Origin of the sequence: Pseudomonas lundensis (assembly GCF_001042985.1) — a bacterium.
Taxonomy (GTDB): Bacteria; Pseudomonadota; Gammaproteobacteria; order Pseudomonadales; family Pseudomonadaceae; genus Aquipseudomonas; species Aquipseudomonas lundensis.
Window position 1 is genome coordinate 1 of sequence record NZ_JYKY01000004.1, and the last position, 19,684, is coordinate 19,684.

Annotated in this window: 16 protein-coding genes and 1 pseudogene; 10 read left to right on the top strand and 7 right to left on the bottom strand. The window is 59.9% G+C overall.

Annotation, left to right across the window (positions count from 1 at the left end; all coding sequences use genetic code 11):
* Nucleotides 1-151: 151 nt before the first annotated feature.
* Nucleotides 152-388 (top strand): hypothetical protein, encoded by a 237-nt coding sequence (locus TU74_RS04310; RefSeq protein ID WP_048375280.1) that lies wholly within the window; start codon nucleotides 152-154, stop codon nucleotides 386-388.
* Between the two features lie 636 nt (nucleotides 389-1,024).
* Here TU74_RS04310 and TU74_RS04315 read toward each other — a convergent pair.
* Nucleotides 1,025-2,005 carry an Abi family protein gene (locus TU74_RS04315; RefSeq protein WP_020189851.1) on the bottom strand — a complete coding sequence of 327 codons (981 nt, stop codon included), beginning with the start codon at nucleotides 2,003-2,005 and terminating at the stop codon, nucleotides 1,025-1,027.
* Nucleotides 2,006-2,463: 458 nt separating this feature from the next.
* Between TU74_RS04315 and TU74_RS04320 the strand changes: the two genes are divergently transcribed.
* On the top strand, nucleotides 2,464-3,009 hold the full coding sequence (locus TU74_RS04320; protein WP_020189852.1) for a sce7726 family protein: 546 nt from the start codon (nucleotides 2,464-2,466) through the stop codon (nucleotides 3,007-3,009).
* On the opposite strand, the gene TU74_RS04325 is transcribed toward TU74_RS04320, so the two are convergent.
* Together TU74_RS04325 and TU74_RS04330 are read right to left on the bottom strand one after the other, a co-directional pair.
* Entirely contained in the window at nucleotides 3,006-4,070 is a 1,065-nt protein-coding gene (locus TU74_RS04325) for a beta family protein (protein WP_020189853.1), read from the bottom strand. The genes TU74_RS04320 and TU74_RS04325 overlap by 4 nt on opposite strands.
* A 250-nt stretch (nucleotides 4,071-4,320) precedes the next feature.
* Nucleotides 4,321-5,379, bottom strand: coding sequence for a hypothetical protein (locus tag TU74_RS04330; RefSeq protein ID WP_020189854.1), 1,059 nt, complete (start codon nucleotides 5,377-5,379; stop codon nucleotides 4,321-4,323).
* Between the two features lie 303 nt (nucleotides 5,380-5,682).
* Between TU74_RS04330 and TU74_RS04335 the strand changes: the two are divergent.
* Nucleotides 5,683-5,997 (top strand): annotated as a pseudogene (locus TU74_RS04335) (thymidylate synthase); the annotation flags it as partial.
* Between the two features lie 54 nt (nucleotides 5,998-6,051).
* Here TU74_RS04335 and cadR read toward each other — a convergent pair.
* Nucleotides 6,052-6,501 carry a Cd(II)/Pb(II)-responsive transcriptional regulator gene (gene cadR / locus TU74_RS04340; RefSeq protein ID WP_048375285.1) on the bottom strand — a complete coding sequence of 150 codons (450 nt, stop codon included), beginning with the start codon at nucleotides 6,499-6,501 and terminating at the stop codon, nucleotides 6,052-6,054.
* Between the two features lie 86 nt (nucleotides 6,502-6,587).
* Here cadR and TU74_RS04345 point away from each other — a divergent pair, with 86 nt between their 5' ends.
* From TU74_RS04345 to TU74_RS04370, 6 genes are all read left to right on the top strand, one after another.
* Nucleotides 6,588-8,855 carry a heavy metal translocating P-type ATPase gene (locus TU74_RS04345; RefSeq protein WP_048375287.1) on the top strand — a complete coding sequence of 756 codons (2,268 nt, stop codon included), beginning with the start codon at nucleotides 6,588-6,590 and terminating at the stop codon, nucleotides 8,853-8,855.
* A 16-nt stretch (nucleotides 8,856-8,871) separates the two neighbouring features.
* Nucleotides 8,872-9,735 carry a LysR family transcriptional regulator gene (locus TU74_RS04350; protein WP_048375289.1) on the top strand — a complete coding sequence of 288 codons (864 nt, stop codon included), beginning with the start codon at nucleotides 8,872-8,874 and terminating at the stop codon, nucleotides 9,733-9,735.
* 114 nt (nucleotides 9,736-9,849) lie between these two features.
* The gene (locus TU74_RS04355) at nucleotides 9,850-10,926 is read left to right on the top strand and encodes a putative 2-aminoethylphosphonate ABC transporter ATP-binding protein (RefSeq protein WP_048375291.1); all 1,077 of its coding nucleotides are present in this window, start codon (nucleotides 9,850-9,852) and stop codon (nucleotides 10,924-10,926) included.
* A gap of 1 nt (nucleotide 10,927) precedes the next feature.
* Nucleotides 10,928-12,652, top strand: a complete 1,725-nt coding sequence (locus TU74_RS04360) for a putative 2-aminoethylphosphonate ABC transporter permease subunit (protein WP_048375294.1) — start codon at nucleotides 10,928-10,930, stop codon at nucleotides 12,650-12,652.
* Nucleotides 12,653-12,684: 32 nt separating this feature from the next.
* Complete coding sequence (locus TU74_RS04365; protein ID WP_047279493.1) at nucleotides 12,685-13,707, top strand: putative 2-aminoethylphosphonate ABC transporter substrate-binding protein; 1,023 nt, start codon at nucleotides 12,685-12,687, stop codon at nucleotides 13,705-13,707.
* Nucleotides 13,708-13,729: 22 nt separating this feature from the next.
* Complete coding sequence (locus tag TU74_RS04370; protein ID WP_048375296.1) at nucleotides 13,730-14,863, top strand: TIGR03364 family FAD-dependent oxidoreductase; 1,134 nt, start codon at nucleotides 13,730-13,732, stop codon at nucleotides 14,861-14,863.
* A gap of 26 nt (nucleotides 14,864-14,889) precedes the next feature.
* Here the strand turns inward: TU74_RS04370 and TU74_RS04375 are convergent, their stop codons facing one another.
* Together TU74_RS04375 and TU74_RS04380 are read right to left on the bottom strand one after the other, a co-directional pair.
* A complete protein-coding gene (locus tag TU74_RS04375; RefSeq protein ID WP_048375297.1) occupies nucleotides 14,890-16,254 on the bottom strand; it encodes a DUF3482 domain-containing protein in 1,365 nt (454 codons plus the stop codon).
* Entirely contained in the window at nucleotides 16,247-17,629 is a 1,383-nt protein-coding gene (locus TU74_RS04380) for a DUF2868 domain-containing protein (protein ID WP_048375298.1), read from the bottom strand. The genes TU74_RS04375 and TU74_RS04380 overlap by 8 nt, the downstream gene beginning before the upstream one ends.
* Nucleotides 17,630-17,720: 91 nt before the next feature.
* Here TU74_RS04380 and TU74_RS04385 point away from each other — a divergent pair, with 91 nt between their 5' ends.
* Nucleotides 17,721-18,233, top strand: a complete 513-nt coding sequence (locus TU74_RS04385) for a dihydrofolate reductase (RefSeq protein ID WP_047279489.1) — start codon at nucleotides 17,721-17,723, stop codon at nucleotides 18,231-18,233.
* Nucleotides 18,234-18,286: 53 nt separating this feature from the next.
* Here the strand turns inward: TU74_RS04385 and TU74_RS04390 are convergent, their stop codons facing one another.
* On the bottom strand, nucleotides 18,287-19,678 hold the full coding sequence (locus TU74_RS04390; RefSeq protein ID WP_047278457.1) for an L-cystine transporter: 1,392 nt from the start codon (nucleotides 19,676-19,678) through the stop codon (nucleotides 18,287-18,289).
* Nucleotides 19,679-19,684: the final 6 nt, after the last annotated feature.

A 19,684-nucleotide genomic window follows, 5' to 3' on the forward strand; every position in this document is an offset into this window, starting at 1 on the left:
TCGCAGCGTCTGTCGTTGAAAGAGCATCACCATAATGGTGACGCGCTCCTCGGTACTCAGGTGGTTGTATTGGGTAGACATGGCAACACCTTACATGAGGTGTTGCACTTGCTCCTTGAGACCGCCCTCTTCTGAGAATATTGAAAGATTTTTGAAAGATTACGAAGTGCACAAGAAGTGTCATATTGCTACGGTGAACACGAAAGGGAAGCTTGTTAGCCATCTAATAACTTCTGGCGTAATTGTCATTCATGCCTGGGAGATCGATGAAAACGACCAGGAGATTTCGGCAATTCAGCCTGAGGACGATATCTTTGTGCCGGCAGGCGTGGAAAACGCTCCAATCAGCCGTGCGCTGGCGAAGATTCGTTCATTTGAGACCCGGTAAAGGTTGGTCACACTTTGAGTGTGGGGCGGGGTGTCTTCTAGGGCGACGACGTATTTGGCTGCCCCTCCAATCTCTAATTGGGGCCTAGCCAAGCGTGAAACCAGCGCAGGTAAGACTAGGGGCGTTCAGCAGGAAGGGCTGCCCCGCTACCGAGATATCCTACGTCGATGGGTGCGGCAGCGACCTAGTCGAGCCACGTCTACCCGGCCAACCTAGCGCTGCAGAGACCTGGGCGACTACCATGCATTTTTGGAAGCTGCCAGGCCAAAAACCCTCACTAGGGATAGACACCCAACTCACACGTTGTGTACTATGAGGGTGTAGGCGCTTGGGCTTAATCGTCAGCAGGTTAAGAGCACCACTGAAGATCCAAGGGCAATGAAGTACGTGAAAAGGCCACCCCTAAAGGGTGGCCTTTTCCTTTCTCAGCTATCAAGAAAAGCCAAGGCTACCGCTGCGTCAGCGCTGACGCGTGAAGCTCCACTCTTTTGGCTTCAAACCACCGCCTGCAGTGCATTTCTCCCTGCCGCCCCATTCTCGGTTCAAGCACCCAGATTCGATCCTGGCGGTTGTTCTGTGTGCGGTTGTTCTGGGGGGGGCGGTGAGTAAGCAGGACGGCCACACGCCTGTGAGGCCTCAGTGAGTGGGATAGAAATTTCCAATCACTTTTTGCTGGTGCGAGATCTGGATTGGTTTGCCACCCTTGAGTACCAGTTTCATGCCCCAGGATTTGGTCATGCTGCTGAGCTTGACGTCCGAGTGGGTGTACCCGCGCTTGAAGCCGTCCAAGGCCTCCTGGGTCATCAGGTACAAGGTCTTTTGATGAAATTCTGACTGAACATGGTCACTGGCTCTGTCGCTCGAAAGCCAATGGAGCGTCTGGGTGATTCGGCGATAGAGCATGTTCAGTCTGGCCAGCACTTCGACCTCAGTAGTGGGCGCCGGATACTCGACATTGACCGTTACCCCCTTGGCTTCTTTCTTCTCTTCTTTGATGTCCGGGATTTTCCACAGCGGCTCGAAATGGGCGACCCGGTTGCGCAGCGACCTGACGGTCTCAAGGCGGGCGTAGACGGTGCCTACGTTCGTCTTGTTGTTCCAGTGACCAGCGTTACTCGCGTAGCGATGGTGAGGAAAGATCGTCGGGATGATCGTGTCCCAAGACAGGTTGAGATCCAGCAGTGGTGCCCAGAAGCCGAACGTCATATTCGCAATCACTTGATTGGGGCTGACCGGGTGGAGTTTCGGGGTGTAGGTGTGTCGCTTTTGAGCCTTGTTCCAGTACCTGTCGTGAGTGACGGCCTGCACCTTCTCCCAGCTTTTGCCGCTCAATCTCAATACTTCGTACCAATTGTTGGCATCAGCGCTGCCGATGATTCTGGAAGAATGCTGGGCCATCGCATACTGGCTAAGAGCGAGGTGGAAGCGATTTCTCAACGCTACTTCGACGATGCCTGTTAAGCGCATGAAATTCGTGGATAGAACCTCGTTCCAGCAATACAGGCCGTACAGTTCTGAGTCGGACGCCGGGATGAAAAAACGTCTGTAGGAGGACAGCCTGGCAGCTGAAATGGAATCCAGCGAGCTGAGTAGGTTGAACGGCGTCGGGTTGTACATGGTTGCTTCCACTGCGGTTTCAGCGCGAGCTTAGCCGGCGTGCATTGCGTTGAGCGCCGGTGGTTGGCCGATAGGATGACTTGGCTATGGGTTTAAATGGCGCTTCAATATCATATCATCGCTGGTGATGTGGGTTGGGCGGCTGTGAAACGGGGCCTCTCAAGTCGAGACCCTAAGCCCGGAGGACTCCATTAGTGCGACACACCATCGTCCGCTCACCGCGAATGCGCGGACGTCGCCTGCCTTGCGAATCGACCACCGTTAGGGTCTGAGGTCGGCCAGGGAGATCGGCCAGAGGCAAGCTGATCAAACCAGGAATGACCAGGCTCACGCCTGGCCTTGCGTCATCATCTCCACCCCTTGCCGGACAGGTATCACACACATGCGAGCCCTTGGTGATCGACGACTGGGCGCTTTTTTAGCGTGAGAAGCCTCAACTGTCTGTCTATAATCCGCGCATGTTGAATCCTACCGAAATCCGCCCAATCCTCAAGCAGTGGGTCGCGAAAGCGATGTCCCATGAAGAGAGTGACGTCTTCATCGAGGAGCTGTGCTTCATCGATAAGGCCAGACGCGCCGATCTCGTTCATGCCAACGGCAAGCTGACCGCTTTCGAAATCAAGTCCCATGCTGACACGTTGACTCGCTGGGAGGGCCAGCAGCAGGCCTATATGGCGTGCTTTGACGAAGTCTGGCTATGCTGCCATTCAAAGCACTTGGTGAAGGCTCTTGAGTCATGTCTGCCGCATGTTGGCGTACTCGTCGTCGATGACTATTCCGGCATGGCGATGATTCGAAAGGCGAAGCCCAACAAGCTCCAGGATAAATTCCACCTTACGGGATTTTTGTGGCGTAGTGAGTTGGATGCACTCGCTAACCAGCATGGGGTGCCAACGAAAAGTCGCGACCTCATAAAAGAAGTGCGCCGCCAGCTCAGCGACGCCCTTCCCATGAATGTGATCAGGTCACATGTATTGGTCAGCCTGAAACAACGTTATCGTTAGAGTAAGTCATCGGCGTCGAGGTCATCGAAGCCGTCAGTATCTACGATGGACTGGATCATGGCGCAGATATGCTGATTGATCCTGTATCCATTCCATGTTCCGTTGTTCCCGTAGCCGGTAGATGTGGCGACAATTCTGCTGTACTCACGAGTGGCCCAGCAGAAGTCGTCGCCGTGATAACCCGGTAAGCCTCTGATCTCTTGGGCGATTTCAATGTATCGCACAAATTCCTTATCCGAGCCTTTGCGTCGCTGCCACCATTCCGTTGGGGTGTAATAGCAGGCGAAAGGAAGTACAGGCATGCCTCGTATGTATTCCATTGAGGCGGTTGGGTTGGTGGCCGCATAATCCCCGTAGACGATATCTGACTCTATGCCGGTGGTGTCGACCCTTCCTTGCCATGCAACGTCGTAACAGGCGGAGGAACGGGAGGTATTTGAGGCTGGCTTATCGATAGGAAAGGAGGTGCTCATCAGAACCAGATTCCGTATCTGATAGCTGTTGAGTTGGCGCAGGGATACATTGAAATCCGACCCTGAGGCAGTATTGGCCGGAGTTGTGGCGCCGAAGTCCAAAATCACCGTCGCAGTGTCCGGGCTGTCAAGAGCATCCAGGATTGATAGCAATCTGTTCCACGAAGTCGCGGTGGGGTTTTCCGGACAGGTAACCCTGATGGCTATATGTGGGAAATCGCCCTGAAGAGCGAGAGCACTTTGGATGACTGCTCGTTGAGGGTCGTCATCAACCCAGGAGACCACCGGTATAACGTTCTGGTTGATGCCTGCCACATCGGAGAAGAAGCGCCGTTTGTTCTCAAACGCGCCATGAGGATTGTGCAGGTCATTGGTAGTAATGAATTCTTCACCAACGTCCTTCGTTATTCTTGAAGCGTCTAGGAAAAAAGGATGCTCAGTCCAACTCGCTAGGAATGTTTGAAGGTGTCTGTCGTCGTCACCTCGCATGTCCAACAGCGGAGCCACGACTTCCCGCCTGTGGTCTTCCAGATTTATCAGCGCCTTAACGTCATTCTGACCAACTCGTAAACAAGCCACGTACTGCATCTTGCACTCCTTGCATGGTGTGAAAACCGGTTTCGCCGTAATGCTGAAGGCATGGCGAGTCACAGGCCCCGGCAATCAGCGAGCGTCGACATACGGAACATGTCGGTTTTGCCCACTGCCACTGGCCGACGTCATGCTCCCAGTGAGACGGCAGGTCGAGATTGGTACGATAGCACTTGGCCACTCAATAGAAGCCTTAATGCGTTGTTTTTCGGATATGGGGTGCGCGTATGTCCGATTAGTCTGTGGGTTACTCATAATGGAGTTCACCAAACAGTCCGATCATGAGGTCACCATCCAGGATCTCAAAAGGGAGGGTGACATACTGGTCAGGGTGCCGGGGCAGCGCCTTACCATCGTGCGGTGCATTCTTCGTGTGCCCTTGAACCTTTTCTCCGTTCTCCTTGATATAGGGGAGCACGACGATGCGGCCATGGTTCTTGGATAGGATCGTGCCCTCGTGCCACAAAGTGTTCCCCTCTTCGCTGCTGGACTCGCCACCCGTGTTTTTCAGCACCCACCGTGGCACCCCGTCGTCCTCATACCAGAACACGAAGCCACCACAGACCAGTACCCTCTGGCCGCGCATCCTCGCCTCTGCGAGCATTTGCTTGACGCTTGCTAATTGCAGCAGCTGGTTCGCTCGGGGGAGTAAAAGTGCGCGTATCTGCGCTTTGGTTCTTCCCCAGTGGTCGGCTCCCGAAAGACCAAACCCTTTGGCTGTCACTTCGCGCAGACAGATCTGCGAGCGTTTGGGAGGCAGGGCTCCGATCTGCTCCCATGTCTGATCATCGACACGGCGAAGGCACGTGTTGAATCTCGGCAAGGCAACTATTTCTAGATAAGGCGCACGCTTAAGTTCCTCGTGGAGCGGTTGCCGCAAGCTCTCCATCGTATTGTGCAATTTCAGCTCTTGCGCGGAGAGCCGGGGCAGATGGGCGTTCCGCTTGATTGCCTCGCGCTCCATGAGCTCCTCTTCTCCCTGGATGCGGCGCGCCGCCGTCAGTGCTTTCTCGACTTTCAGGGTGGTTGAGTTTTGAAGCACAGGATCCGGTACCGCCTGAGCCACCAGTTCATTGGTGCGGCTGTTGAATTCGTCTGCAGCTTCCATGGCCTCCTCGTAGGAGGTGAAAACAGCCGCCCTCGCATGGCCACTGCCGTTATCGTAGAAGTAACGCTTCCAGGACAGTTGGGACTCGGGAAAAAGCTTGAGTGCCCGCAGTTGCCACGTCCATCCGATCCCGAATTGTCGGAATGGAAGCACGGCCAGGGTGGGCCTTGAGTGGTATGGCATCTGATCTAGGCGCATCAATTCTCCCTGCTGTTTGCGTCATAGCGGCTGCGGAAGTGCTGAAGTTGTTCCTAGGGCGATTGATTCCCCCGACACCATGGATAGCACATTGCCAGAATGAGTCAATTTCTTGGCTACAGGCCACGTATTTCGGGCCTTCAGGAGAAAGGGGGCTGCGGGCGGGACTTTAAAAAACTGATGGTTTATCCAGTGTCGGGGGTTGCACAGGTAATGTGCAAACGCTATAATGCACATATACAAAGTTGCTTGGAAGGCATTACAAGTCAGCGTAATGTGCGGTAAAGGTGGGGGGTGAAGCTAATGGGCACGCCGTTCAACCTGACGGAAGGCGCCGCCTTACTGAGCCTGATCGGCCGCCTGACCGGCTATACGCCGCGCTGGTTCACCTACTTCATTGGCGATGCCCACGTGTATGAAAACCACCTGGACATGCTCAACGAACAACTGACCCGCGAGCCGTTCCCGATGCCCAAACTGGTGATTTCGGAACGCGTGCCCGAGTTTGCCAAGACGGGCGTGTACCAGCCTGAATGGCTGGAGCTGATCGAGCCGAGCGACTTCAGCCTCGAAGGCTATCAGCACCATGCGCCCATGACCGCGCCGATGGCGGTTTAATCCGTTCTGCCCCACGTGGCGGCCGCAACCGGTGGCAGTCACGCGGGGGTTGTTTCAGTGCCCGTGGCTTCTGCCCACATGGCTGAGCTCGCCTTCCGGCGCACTCACGGCGCCACTGACTTCCAGCTGCTGCAAAATCCCGCAAGGTTCACCCTCAGGCCCTTCGCTGCAACGTTGGCGCAGGTCGAGCAGTTGTGTCTGCAAGGCGAGCAACCCGTCAATACGTGTCTTGACGTGATGAATGTGCTCGTCAATCAGCGCGTTGACGCTTTCGCATTGACCCTGCGGGCTGTCGCGCAGGTTCAGCAAGCTGCGGATCTCTTCAAGGGTCATGTCCAGGCTGCGGCAATTGCGGATAAACGTGAGTCGCTCAACGTGTGTCTGGGTGTACAACCGATAATTACCCTCACTGCGCGCCGGCTCCGGCAGCAGCCCTTCGCGCTCGTAATAACGGATAGTTTCGACCTGACAGTCGGTCAATTTCGCCAGTTCCCCGATTTTCATTACGCCTCTCTCCGAAAGGTTGCTTGACCCTATAGTGGCTACAGGGTCTTTACTTGGCAACAAGCACCTTTTCTGGACGCACCCTGATGAGCGATTCCATCCACACCCCGCACAAACCGCACGCTGATCACGATCACGATCACGATCACGATCACGATCACGGCGCCACGCATGCGCCTGAGGCCCATGCCCACAGTTGCTGTTCGGCGACTGAAGGTCCGAGCGTGATTAAACTCAGCGCTGCGCCCACGGCAAGCGCCCGGCTGAGCAGCTTCCGCATTGAAGCGATGGACTGCCCGACCGAACAAACGCTCATTCAGAACAAATTGGGCAAGCTGGCGGGTGTGCAGCAACTGGAATTCAACCTGATCAACCGCGTGCTCGGCGTGACCCACGACCTGCCGTCTACCGACCCTATAGTCGAGGCGATCAAGTCTCTCGGCATGCAGGCCGATCCGTTGGAATCGGGCAGCGATAGTCCGCCTGCGCCTGTCGAGAAAAAACACGCGTGGCCGCTTGCAGTGTCCGGCGTGGGAGCACTGGCCGCAGAAGTGTTGCACTTCACGAATGCCGCGCCGACCTGGGTGATTGCGCTGGTGGCGCTGGTGTCGATCTTCAGCGGCGGTCTGACCACCTACAAAAAGGGCTGGATCGCCCTGAAAAACCTCAACCTCAACATCAACGCGCTCATGAGCATCGCTGTGACCGGTGCCATCTTGATTGGCCAATGGCCTGAAGCGGCGATGGTGATGTTCCTGTTTACCGTGGCCGAGCTGATCGAAGCCAAATCCCTCGACCGCGCCCGCAATGCCATCGGTGGCCTGATGCAAATGGCGCCTGACAAAGCCACCGTGCAGCAGGCAGACGGCGGCTGGCTTGAGCTGGACGTCAAAGACATCGCCCTGGAGGCCATCGTGCGCGTGCGCCCTGGTGAGCGCATTGGCCTGGATGGCGAAGTGGTGTCAGGCCGTTCAACCATCGATCAGGCGCCTATCACCGGCGAAAGCCTGCCGATTGAGAAGACAGTGGGCGATAAAGTCTTCGCCGGCACCATCAATCAGGCGGGATCATTGGAGTACCGCGTCACAGCGGCGGCCAACCACTCCACGCTGGCGCGCATCATCCATGCCGTGGAACAAGCCCAAGGTGCCCGGGCCCCGACCCAGCGTTTCGTCGACAGCTTCGCCAAAATCTACACACCCGTGGTGTTCCTGTTCGCGCTGGCCGTGGCCGTAGTTCCGCCGTTACTCATGGGCGGCTCGTGGTTTGACTGGGTTTACCGCGCGCTGGTGTTGTTGGTGGTGGCGTGCCCGTGCGCGCTGGTGATATCGACCCCCGTGACCATCGTCAGCGGGCTAGCGGCTGCGGCGCGCAAAGGCATCCTGGTCAAAGGCGGGGTTTACCTCGAAAGCGGTCACACACTCGACTACCTGGCGCTGGATAAAACCGGCACCATCACCCACGGCAAGCCGGTGCAAACCGATTACCTGCCGCTGGACCCGCTGGTGGCTGACAGTGCCGTATTGCTGGCCGCCAGCCTGGCCTCGCGTTCCGATCACCCGGTGTCGCTGGCAGTGGCCAATGCCGCTGTGGATAAAAAACAGGCATGGCGCGCTGTGGATAACTTCACCGCACTGGCCGGGCGTGGCGTGCGGGGCGAAATCGACGGCACGCTTTATCACTTGGGCAACCATCGCCTGGTGGAAGAACTGGGCCTGTGCTCCCTTGAGCTGGAAGAAAAACTGTTCGCCCTGGAGCAGCAGGGCAAGACGGTGATCCTGTTGTGCGACAGCGCAGGCCCCATGGCGCTGTTTGCCGTTGCCGACACGGTCAAGGCTTCCAGCCGCGAAGCGATTGCCGAGTTGCACGCGCTGGGCATCAAAACCCTCATGCTGACCGGTGACAACCCGCACACGGCCAAGGCCATTGCCGCGCAAGTGGGCATCGACGAAGCGCAAGGCAACCTGCTGCCGGAGGACAAACTGAAGGCCATTGAAGCGCTGTATGCCAAAGGCCATCACGTCGGCATGGTCGGTGACGGGATCAACGACGCCCCGGCCCTGGCACGGGCCGAAATCGGTTTCGCCATGGCGGCGGCAGGCACCGATACGGCGATAGAAACGGCCGATGTCGCCCTGATGGACGATGATCTGCGCAAAATTCCGGCATTCATTAGCCTGTCACGTCAAACGTCCAGCATCCTTAAGCAGAACATCGCGTTGGCGCTGGTCATCAAAGCGATCTTTCTTGCGGTAACCTTCCTCGGTCTGGCCACCATGTGGATGGCCGTGTTTGCCGACATGGGCGTAAGCCTGTTGGTGGTGTTCAACGGGTTGCGCCTGTTGCGCAAATAGATCAAGAGAGGCCGCAGTGCTGAGTGCCGAGCTGAAAGCGTTTTACCGGGTGGCCCAATTGGGCAGCATGACGCAGGCTGCGAAAAAGCTCGGGCTCAGCCAGCCGACGGTGACCACGCAGATTCGCCAGCTTGAAAGCCAGTACGCCGTGGAGCTGTTCTACCGTGGAGGACGCCGTCTGACCTTGACCGAAGACGGCGTGCGCTTGATGCCGATGGTCAAGGCGTTACTCCAGCAAGAAGCGGACATCGAATTCTTCCTGCGCAACAGCGGCCAGGGCACGGGCGCATTGCGTATCGCCGCGACCGCGCCGTATTACATCCTCGATCTGGTCAAAGCCTTTCGCGAGCGTTTGCCGCAGATCGACGTGTCGGTGGACATCGGCAATTCGCAGCAAGTCCTGGAGGCGCTGGAGGAGTATCGCGTCGACATTGCGGTGTCCTCGCAACTACTGGAAGACCCGCGTCTGATACGCCGCGTGCTGGGCTCAGACCCGCTGGTACTGGCGGTGCATCGCAATCACCCGCTGGCCGCTTTGGATCATGTGCCGCTCAGTGCATTGGCCGGGCATTGCCTGTTGATGCGCGAACAGGGTTCGACCACCCGTCGTCTGACTGAAGACCTGCTGGCCAACGCCGGTGTGGGCTTTGGCCCGCTGCTGGAGATCGGCAGTCGCGAGTCCATTCGTGAAGCCGTTTTGCGCAACATAGGCATCAGCATCATCGCCCGTCAGGAAGTGCCGCACGATCCCCAGTTGCGGGTGCTGACGCTGGAAAACGCGCCCGTGATTCACGAATACCTGTACTGCCTTAAAGAGCGAAAGGCGGCGCGTTTGCCAGCGGCCTTCCTGGGGTTGGCGCAGGAAATGTCGGGCTGCTGAAAAGTCCCTCACCCAAATCCACCAATACCACTATCGGCAGCTTTTGCCTTGCTGCCACATCTTGTACGCATTGCCTCTCTAGGATGACGCTCATCTGCTTGATGAGGTGCATCCATGAACCGCTCCAACGCAACCGTTTTGTCCCAACCCAGCGTGCCGATGCAGGTGCGCAATGTGAGCAAACGCTTCGGCGCGTTCACCGCGCTGGATGATGTGTCGCTGGATGTGGCCGCAGGCGAGCTGGTGTGTCTGCTCGGGCCGTCCGGCTGCGGCAAGACCACGCTGCTGCGTTGCATTGCCGGGCTCGAACGCCAGGACAGCGGCGTGTTGTACCTGGGCAGCCGCGATGTCTCCGACCTCGCCCCTCAAGCACGGGATTACGGGATTCTGTTTCAGTCCTACGCCTTGTTTCCCAATCTCAGCGTCGAAGCCAACATCGCCTACGGGCTGGCGGGCAGCAATCGCGACGTAGTGCGCAAACGGGTCTGCGAAATGCTGGCGCTGGTGGGCCTGACCGGCAGCGAGAAGAAATTCCCCGGCCAGCTCTCGGGCGGTCAGCAACAACGTGTCGCACTGGCCCGGGCACTGGCGCCGTCGCCTTCGCTGCTGTTGCTCGATGAACCCATGTCGGCCCTGGATGCCAGGGTGCGCGAGCATTTGTGTACCGAGCTGCGTCAATTGCAGCGCCAGCTCGGCATCACCACGCTGATGGTCACTCACAATCAGGACGAAGCCATGCTGATGGCCGACCGTATTGCGGTGATGAACCATGGCAAGGTCGAGCAATACGACACCCCCCAGGCGATTTACAACCGGCCTGCTACGCCGTTTGTGGCCGAGTTTGTCGGGCAGGGCAATTGGCTGCCGTTCCAGCGCAGCAGCGACAGCCATGCACAGGTTGGCGGCCTGAACGTGCGGCTGGCGGATGACACCGACCATGGCGCCTCAGGTCGGTTGTTCTGCCGGCCCGAAGCAATCACTGTTAATCCGGTGCTGCATCAGGAAAACCTGTTTCCCGCCCGTGTGCAGGAGATCACCTTTCTCGGCAACCGTTGCCGCATGCGCTTTGAGCTCAACCATTTGCCGGGTCATGCGCTGATGGCCGAAGTGAGCAGCCATGACCTGCCGCGCCTCGGTAATCAAGACATTGTGGTCGCCTTACCGCCCGCCAGTTTGCAGGTGTTTGCCTGAGATGGCCGCGGACATGGCGTTGCCACTGCCCGGCAAATTGACTCACCGCTTGTCACGTGCCGAACTGGGCGACCGGATTTTCGTGGTCGGCGGCAAATGGCTGTTATTGCTGCTGTTGGTCGTCGCGGTGTTGATGCCGTTGCTGGCGATCTTCTGGCGCGGCTTCAGCGCAGAAGACGGGCAGGGCGGCGGCTGGGTGGCGGCACGGGCACTGTTGGTCAGTGACAACTTTCATTGGTTGCTCGGCAACAGCCTGAAGGTTTCGCTGAGCGTGGCGGTGATTGTCGTACCGCTGGCCTACCTGTTTGCCTACGCGTTGCAACGCACTCTGATCCCCGGCAAACGTCTCTGGCGCGGGCTATCGCTGTTGCCGTTGATGGCCCCGTCCATGCTGCCGGGTATTGCGCTGGTCTACCTGTTCGGCAATCAGGGCCTGTTGCGCGGTCTGGTCCCGGACAACATTTATGGCTTTTGGGGCATCGTACTGGGGGAGGCGATTTATACCTTTCCCCATGCCCTGATGATTTTGCTCTCGGCGCTGTCGCTGGCCGATGCTCGCCTGTTCGATGCCGCGTCCAGCATGGGCGCCGGGCCTTTCAAGGCGTTTCGCAGCATCACCTGGCCCGGCACACGCCAGGCCGTGTTTGCCGCGTTCTGTCTGGTGTTCACCCTGACCATCACTGATTTTGGCGTGCCCGTGGTGGTGGGGGGCGACTATCAGGTGCTGGCGCTGGAAGCCTACAAAGCCGTGGTCGGGCAGCAACAATTTGGCCGGGGTGCCTTGATCGGCATGGTCTTGCTGCTACCTGCGCTGTTCAGTTTTGGCGTCGATGCGTGGCTGCGCCGGCAACACGGCGACGCCATGAGCGGCCGTGCTCACGTCTTCACACCGGCGCCGGGCAAGGTGCGCGACGGCTGTTATCTGGCCATCGTGCTGCTGATGTGCGCGGTCTTGCTGACGGTGTTCGGCATGGCGGTGTATTCGTCGCTGGTCACGTTCTGGCCCTATAACCTGTCGCTGTCGCTCAACCACTATCAATTCAACGACACGGCCGGGGGCGGCTGGCTGGCCTATCGCAACAGCCTGACCATGGCACTGTGGACGGCGTTGATCGGCAGCGCAGTGATCTTCACCGGCGCGTACCTGATGGAGAAAACCAACAGCCAGAAGGGGCTTAACCTGGCCCTGCGCATGCTCAGCTTTGTGCCCATGGCCGTGCCGGGCCTCGTGTTGGGGTTGGGCTACGTGTTCTTTTTCAACCTGACCGGCAACCCGCTGCATGTGCTGTACGCAACCATGACGCTGTTGGTGGTGTGCACCATTGCTCACTATTTGACCACTGCGCAAATGACCGCCACCACGGCCCTGCGCCAACTGGATGCCGAGTTCGAAGCCGCCGCGTTATCGCTCAAGGCCCCGCTGTATCGCCATTACCTGCGGGTCACGGTGCCGATCTGCCTGCCGGCGCTGCTGGACATCGTGCGTTATCTGTTTGTATCGGCCATGACCACCGTGTCGGCCGCGATTTTCCTCTACAGCCCCGACACCCTCCTCGCGGCGGTGGCCGTGCTGAACATGGATGACGCGGGCAACGTGGGCGGCGCCGCCGCCATGTCGACCCTGATTCTGTTGACCTCGGCGGGTGTCTCCCTGCTGCTGGCCGCTGCCTCACGCGGCTTGCTGCGCCGTTCGCAAGCCTGGCGCCAAGGCGCCCCGGCGCAATGATCCGTCCTTCACTCACTCAAAGGAACCGCACCATGTTCAAGCCTCTTGCCCTTGTCGCTGCTGTCCTCACGGCTTTTAGCGTCAACGCGTTTGCTGCCAACACCCAGTTGACCGTGTACACGGCCCTCGAAGCCGAACAGCTCAACACCTACAAAAAAGCCTTCGAAAAGGCCAACCCGGACGTGGAAATCAAGTGGGTGCGTGACTCCACCGGCATCATCACCGCCAAACTGCTGGCCGAGAAAGCGCGTCCACAGGCGGATGCGGTGTGGGGGCTGGCGGCGTCCAGTCTGGCGATCCTCGACCAGCAAGGGATGTTGCAACACTACGCGCCCCACGACCTGGGCAAGATCGGGCCGAACTACCGCGACGCGGCCAACCCGCCCGCCTGGGTGGGGATGGACGTGTGGGCCGCGACGATTTGCTTCAACACCATCGAGGCTGAAAAACAGGGCCTGACCAAGCCCGTGAGCTGGCAAGACCTGACCCGGCCCGAATACAAGGGCAAAATCGTGATGCCTAACCCGGCGTCATCCGGGACGGGGTTTCTGGACGTGAGCGCGTGGCTGCAAACCTTCGGTGAAAAGCAGGGCTGGCAGTACATGGACGATCTGCATCAGAACATCGGGCAATACGTTCACTCTGGCTCCAAGCCCTGCAAGTTGGCGGCTGCGGGTGAATTCCCGATCGGTATTTCGTTTGAATACCCGGCCGTGCAGCTCAAGCGCCAGGGCGCGCCGCTGGACATCGTTTTGCCCAAAGAAGGCCTGGGTTGGGAGATCGAGGCCACGGCGGTGATCAAAGGCACGCCCCACGAAGAGGCGGCGAAAAAGCTGGCAGACTTCTCGGCCAGCCCTGAAGCCATGGAACTGTACAAAGAGAACTTTGCGGTATTGGCCCAGCCGGGGATCGCCAAGCCGCAGACCGAACTGCCTGCCGACTATGAGCAGCGTTTGATCAAAAACGACTTCGCCTGGGCCTCGAAAAACCGCGACCAGATTTTGACCGAGTGGCGTAAGCGTTACGACGGCAAGACTGAAAAAGCCGCGCAGTAAAGGGCCACCCGAGGAGTTCGCTATGTCCGATTCCAACTCGATTTTGATCGTCGGTGCCGGGATTCTTGGCCTGTCTCACGCCTACGCGGCAGCCCGGCGCGGCCTCAAGGTGCGGGTGTTCGAGCGCACGGCCACGCCACTGGGCGCGTCGGTGCGCAACTTCGGTCAAGCGCTGGTCACGGGCCAGCCACCCGGCGAGATGCTGGACCTGGCCCGCGCCAGCCGCAGCATGTGGGCAGACTGGTCCCGGCAGGCGGGCTTCGACCTCAAGCGCAACGGCTCGTATCTGTTCGCCCGCACCGAAGCCGAAGAACAACTGCTCGATGCATTCTGTCAGGGCCGCGCGCAGGAATATGGCTACCGTGCCGAATGGCTCGGCGCCCGTGATCTCGGCACCCTGTATGGCGGCCAGTTCAAGCATCACCGCGCCGCGTTGCATGGCCTGGACGACCAACAAGTTTATTCCCGCGAAGCCATCCCGGCGTTGATCGAGTACCTGCGCAACGCGCTGGGCGTCGTGTTTCATTTCTCAACCCTGGTGCGCGACGTCGAACCGGGCGTGGTGCACACCACCGCGGGCCGCTTCAAAGGCGCGCAGGTGATTGTCTGTTCGGGCCACGATTACCAAACCCTGCTGGCAGCGCCCATGGCGCAGCTCGCGCCTAAAATCTGTCGCCTGCAAATGTTGCGTGTGCGCCCGCAGGTGGCGTTGAACCTGCAACATGCTTTGCTCACGGGCCTGAGCTGCGTGCATTACGGGGCGTTTGCCGATTTGCCCGAGGCCGCCGCCGTGCAGGAGGAGATTCTGTGCAACAGCCCTCATCTGGACGATCACGGTATTCACCTGCTGATCAGCCCGACCCCTTATGGCGATTTGATCGTCGGGGATTCTCACGAATACGGCGACGATCCATCGCCTTTCAACGGCGAACAGGTTGATGACTGGATGCTGCAACTGTGTGAGGACACCCTCGGCTGTCGCGTGCAGGTCGTGGAACGCTGGCAAGGGGTGTACGGCGCCAAAGGGGCCAGACCTTTCTCATGGCTGGACGTGGCACCGGGCCTGCATGCCGCGCTCATGCACACCGGGGTGGGCATGAGCATCGGGCCCGCCATGGCCGAGGGCAATATCGCCCGTATGCTGCAGGAGGCGTGACGCGGCTGACGTGCGGGCGCTTGGGCTCAGATCTGTTCGGCCAACGCTTCGATCTGCTCCTGACGCTCAGCCTGGCTCAGCTTCGGGTGCGGGTTGAGTGACGACCACTGCGGGTGCGCCCGGGCCTTGTTCAGCGCTTCTGGCAGCTTGCCTTCGCGCCAGGTGGTCTCTTGTGGCGTGGCGACCTTGATGCTGTCGACGGCGGCATGCCCTCGGGCGTTCAGCGCATGCAGCAATTGGCGTTGGCGCAAGGCCAGCAGACGCAGCACGCTGTCGTCCACAGTCAGTTCGCGCTGGCCTTTGATTTTGCCCAGCAAGCGGCTGCCATAACTGCGCGCGGTTTGCAGGGCGCCACCGGCAATGGCCCCGGCCAACGCTGCCGCGCCCAGCGTCAGGCCGCCCACCATCAAGTCCACGCCCGCACCTGCCGCGGCGCCTGCGGCAATACCGCCGCCCACGCGCACGCCCAGTTGTTTGAGGGTTTCAGGGTTGAACAAGTCATCGCCCCAGCGCCCGTCCAGCAGCGGCAAATCGCTGGCCGCAGCGTCGCTGGCGCGAAATCCGTAGAGCTTGAGCAGGGCTTCCACGCAACGTTGTTCGCGCTGTCGAACGGCCTGACGCAGTTGATGAATGGCCTCCTGTTCAGCCGTTTTTTCGCTGACCACGCTGCGTCGACAGGCCGCGCAGTCGATCAGCAATTCGGCAATCAGGCGCAGCGCGCTGTGCTTGCGGGCCTCGCGCTGGGCTTGCAGATCGGTAACCAGGCGCTGCAGCGCGTCCCGTGAGTGCTCCAGCAGCAGCGCAAGGCTTTCATACAGGCGCCGTTCGCCATCCTCGGGCGGGGCGACGCTGTCGAAACGCACCAGTGCATGCAAACCGAGGCGCGCCAGGGCGTCGCGCCACTCGGGTTCGCGCTGTTGCGCACTGCTGACGAAATTGAGCACCGGCAGCAGCGGTTTGCCGCAACTGGCCAGCACGCTGAGTTCGTCACGGTATTTGGCCAACACCGGTTCGCGAGCATCGATCACGTAGAGCCCGGCGTCCGAAGCCAGCAGTTGGCGCAGGACTTTGGCCTCTTGCTCGAAGCGCTGTCTGGCCTCGCTGCCTTCCAAGAAGCGCGCCACCCGGGCCGGGCCGTCCAGGCGTTCACCGGGGCGGTCGAGGCGCTCCAGGTAGTCGAGCAGGGCGATGGCATCTTCCAGCCCCGGCGTGTCGTACAACTCCAGTAAGGCTTCGCCGTCCACTGACAGACGTGCCCCTTCAACGTGCCGGGTGGTGCTGGGGCGATGGGAGACTTCGCCAAAGCCGACATCCCGGGTGAGGGTGCGCAAAAGCGAGGTCTTGCCGACATTGGTGTGGCCGACCACGGCCAGCGTCAGAGGCTTAGTCATGGCCCGTCTCCAGCCAGTTCAAGGGCGCGCTGGCGGCAAAGGGCAGGCCCAGTTGCTCCAGCGCGGCATGCCAGTCACTCAGACGGTCGGCGTCCAGCGCCTGACCGGGCGGAGCTTGCAGCAACCAGACCCGCGTGGCGGCGGCACTGCGCGCCAGTTCACCAATCAACGCCAGGCTGCCGCGGTCCGGTGAGCGCCGCGGATCACAGGCAATTGCCAGGCGCGCGGGCGGGAAGCGAGTCATTTGCTCCAGCAGGGTTTGCCGTGACTCGCGGCTGTCGAGGATGCCAGCGTCTTTGACCGAGGCAGGCAAGGCGGGCGGCCATGGCTGTTGGTCGTCGAGTTCGAGGCCCACGATCAGTGCGCCATTGGTTTGCAGTGCCGACTGTCCGGCCTGCACGTGATGCAACTGTTCGGGCGCGCTGTCGTTGACACCCAGGCGCTCGCTGCTGGGCATTAAGGGTTCGCGCAGTTGGCTGTAGCCGGGCAAGGTGAGGTCCAGCTGCAAGGTGTCGCGTCCGGTTTTCCAGCGCCAGCGGCAGAAAACGTAGAGCAGCAGGCGCGGGATCACGCCATAGATCAGAACAACGCCGACCAGCCAGATCGCCCAGGACTGACGAACCAATTCGTTGTTGTAGAGACTGCTGTCCGTGCTGACGAGGATCATCTCCACGGTGGGCACGCTGAAACCCAGCCAGTTCGGCAGTGCGCCCAGCGCCCGTGTGGCAGCGACGAACACATCGGCGCCGAGGATCGTGGTCTCCCAGATAAACCCGTAGCGGCGCGTGGCCATGAGCAACAACATCATCACCAGCGCGCTGAGCATGGCCAGCAGCCACAGGCCATTGACCAGCGCGCCAACGGCCCAGCGATTGAGCTTGCGCCGTTGCAGCAACAGCACTAACGCGGGGCCAAGCTGTGCGGCCTTGGCATCGCGGGCGAGTTTTTCACTGAGCCATAGCCACAATCGGCCCAGCCCCGCACCGTGCTCACCGGCACACACCAGGCCGACCACCCAGCTCAGTAGCAGGATCAGGTTGAGCCCGAGCGAACTGCCCAGCGCCCAAAACACGTTGACCGGGGTCTGGCCGTTGCCCAGCGCCGCAAAGGCCAGCCCGGCACCACTGACGACAGCCATCACCGCGAGCACCAACAGGGCCAGTCGCGCGCCTTGCAGCCAATGCAGCATGGCGCTGAGCAAACCGTCGCGCTCGGCCAGCCACAGGGCACGGTTTTCAATGCGTGCGGGCAAGTCGCCGCCGGTAGTGCGGGCGCGGCGGTTGGCTTCCAGATCATCCAGCGGGCCTGCATGTGCTTCGCGCAGACGCACGGTTTCAGTCAGCCAAAGGCGTTGCAAAGGAGAGAGTTGAGTCACAGGCCGATCCATTCAAGTGAGCCAAGAGCATAACCGCTGCGGCGCCGGACGGGGTACTGCGGGCGCGGGTCGCTCTGGTATCCTCGCCCCCATGAAAAAAACACTCCCCCTCAGCCTGATCGCAGCCCTCGGTGAAAACCGCGTGATCGGCGTCGACAACAGCATGCCGTGGCATTTGCCGGCGGATTTCAAATATTTCAAGGCCACCACCCTGGGCAAGCCCATCATCATGGGGCGTAAAACCTGGGACTCGCTGGGCCGCCCCTTGCCGGGCCGGTTGAACCTTGTCGTCAGTCGTCAGACCGGCTTGCAACTCGAAGGTGCCGAGGTGTTCGCCTCCCTCGATGCCGCCGTCGCGCGCGCCCAGGCCTGGGCGGTGGAACAGGGTGTCAGCGAAGTGATGTTGATTGGGGGCGCGCAGTTGTACACCCAGGGTCTGGCGGATGCCGACCGGTTGTACCTGACGCGTGTGGGCCTGAGCCCGGAAGGTGATGCGTGGTTTCCTGAGTTTGATCAGGCGCAGTGGACATTGGTGTCCAACGAGCCGCATGCGGCTGAAGACGGAAAACCGGCGTTCAGTTTTGAAGTGTGGGAAAGGGCTTAAGCAAACATTGAAGCCCCTCTCCCATGGGGAGAGGGGTCGGTGAGGGGCAAGCGTTACGCGTGTGCCAGCTCGCCATGATCGTCTTCAGCCAGAATGGCTTTATCCGTCTCATTCATGATCTGGCTGGTCACCGTACCGGCCACCATGGCACCGCTCACGTTCAAGGCCGTGCGGCCCATGTCGATCAGCGGCTCAACCGAGATCAACAGCGCCACCAGCGACACTGGCAGGCCCATCGCGGGCAGTACGATCAGCGCAGCGAAGGTTGCGCCACCGCCTACGCCAGCCACACCGGCTGAGCTCAGCGTCACGATCGCCACCAGCGTTGCAATCCACAACGGGTCCAGCGGGTTGATGCCCACGGTCGGGGCAACCATCACGGCCAGCATGGCCGGGTACAGACCGGCACAGCCGTTTTGACCGATGGTCGCGCCAAACGATGCCGCAAAGCTGGCAATGGATGACGGAATCCCCAAGCGACGGGTTTGCGCCTCAATGCTCAACGGAATACTGGCTGCGCTTGAACGGCTGGTGAACGCGAACGTCAGCACCGGCCAGACCTTGCGGAAGAAGCGTAGCGGGTTGACCCCGGACAGCGACACGATCAGCCCGTGAATCACGAACATCAGCGCCAGGCCGATGTAAGACACCACCACGAAACTGCCGAGTTTGATGATGTCTTGCAGGTTGGACGTCGCCACCACTTTGGTCATCAGGGCCAGCACGCCGTACGGGGTCAGTTTCATGACCAGACGTACCAGACGCATCACCCAGGCTTGCAGGGTGTCGATGGCATTGAGCACTTTGCTGCCTTTTTCCGGCTCATCCTTGAACAGTTGCAGCGCGGCAACGCCCAGGAATGCAGCAAAGATCACCACGCTGATGATCGACGTCGGCTTGGCGCGGGCCAGGTCGGCAAACGGGTTTTGCGGGATAAACGACAGCAGCAACTGCGGCACATTCAGGTCGGCCACTTTCCCTGCGTAATCGCTTTGAATGATCTGCAGGCGGCTCATCTCCGCAGCGCCCGCCACCAGACCTTCAGCCGTGAGACCGAACAGGTTGGTCAGGCCGATGCCCACCAGCGCTGCGATCATGGTGGTAAACAGCAGGGTGCCGATGGTCAAAAAGCTGATCTTGCCCAACGACGACGCGTTATGCAGCCGCGCCACGGCGCTCAGGATCGACGCAAATACCAGCGGAATCACGATCATTTGCAGCAACTGCACATAGCCGCTGCCAACCAGATCGAACCAGCCGATGGACGTTTTCAGGGTAGGGTTTTCAGCACCATAGATAAGGTGCAAACCAAGACCGAAAATCACACCGACAACCAGCGCCAGCAGGACTTTTTTAGCAAGGCTCCACGCGGTGTGGCGGGTCAGCGACAAGCCGAACAGCAACGCGAGGAACACCAGCAGATTGAGGATCAGCGGGTAATTCATGAAAGC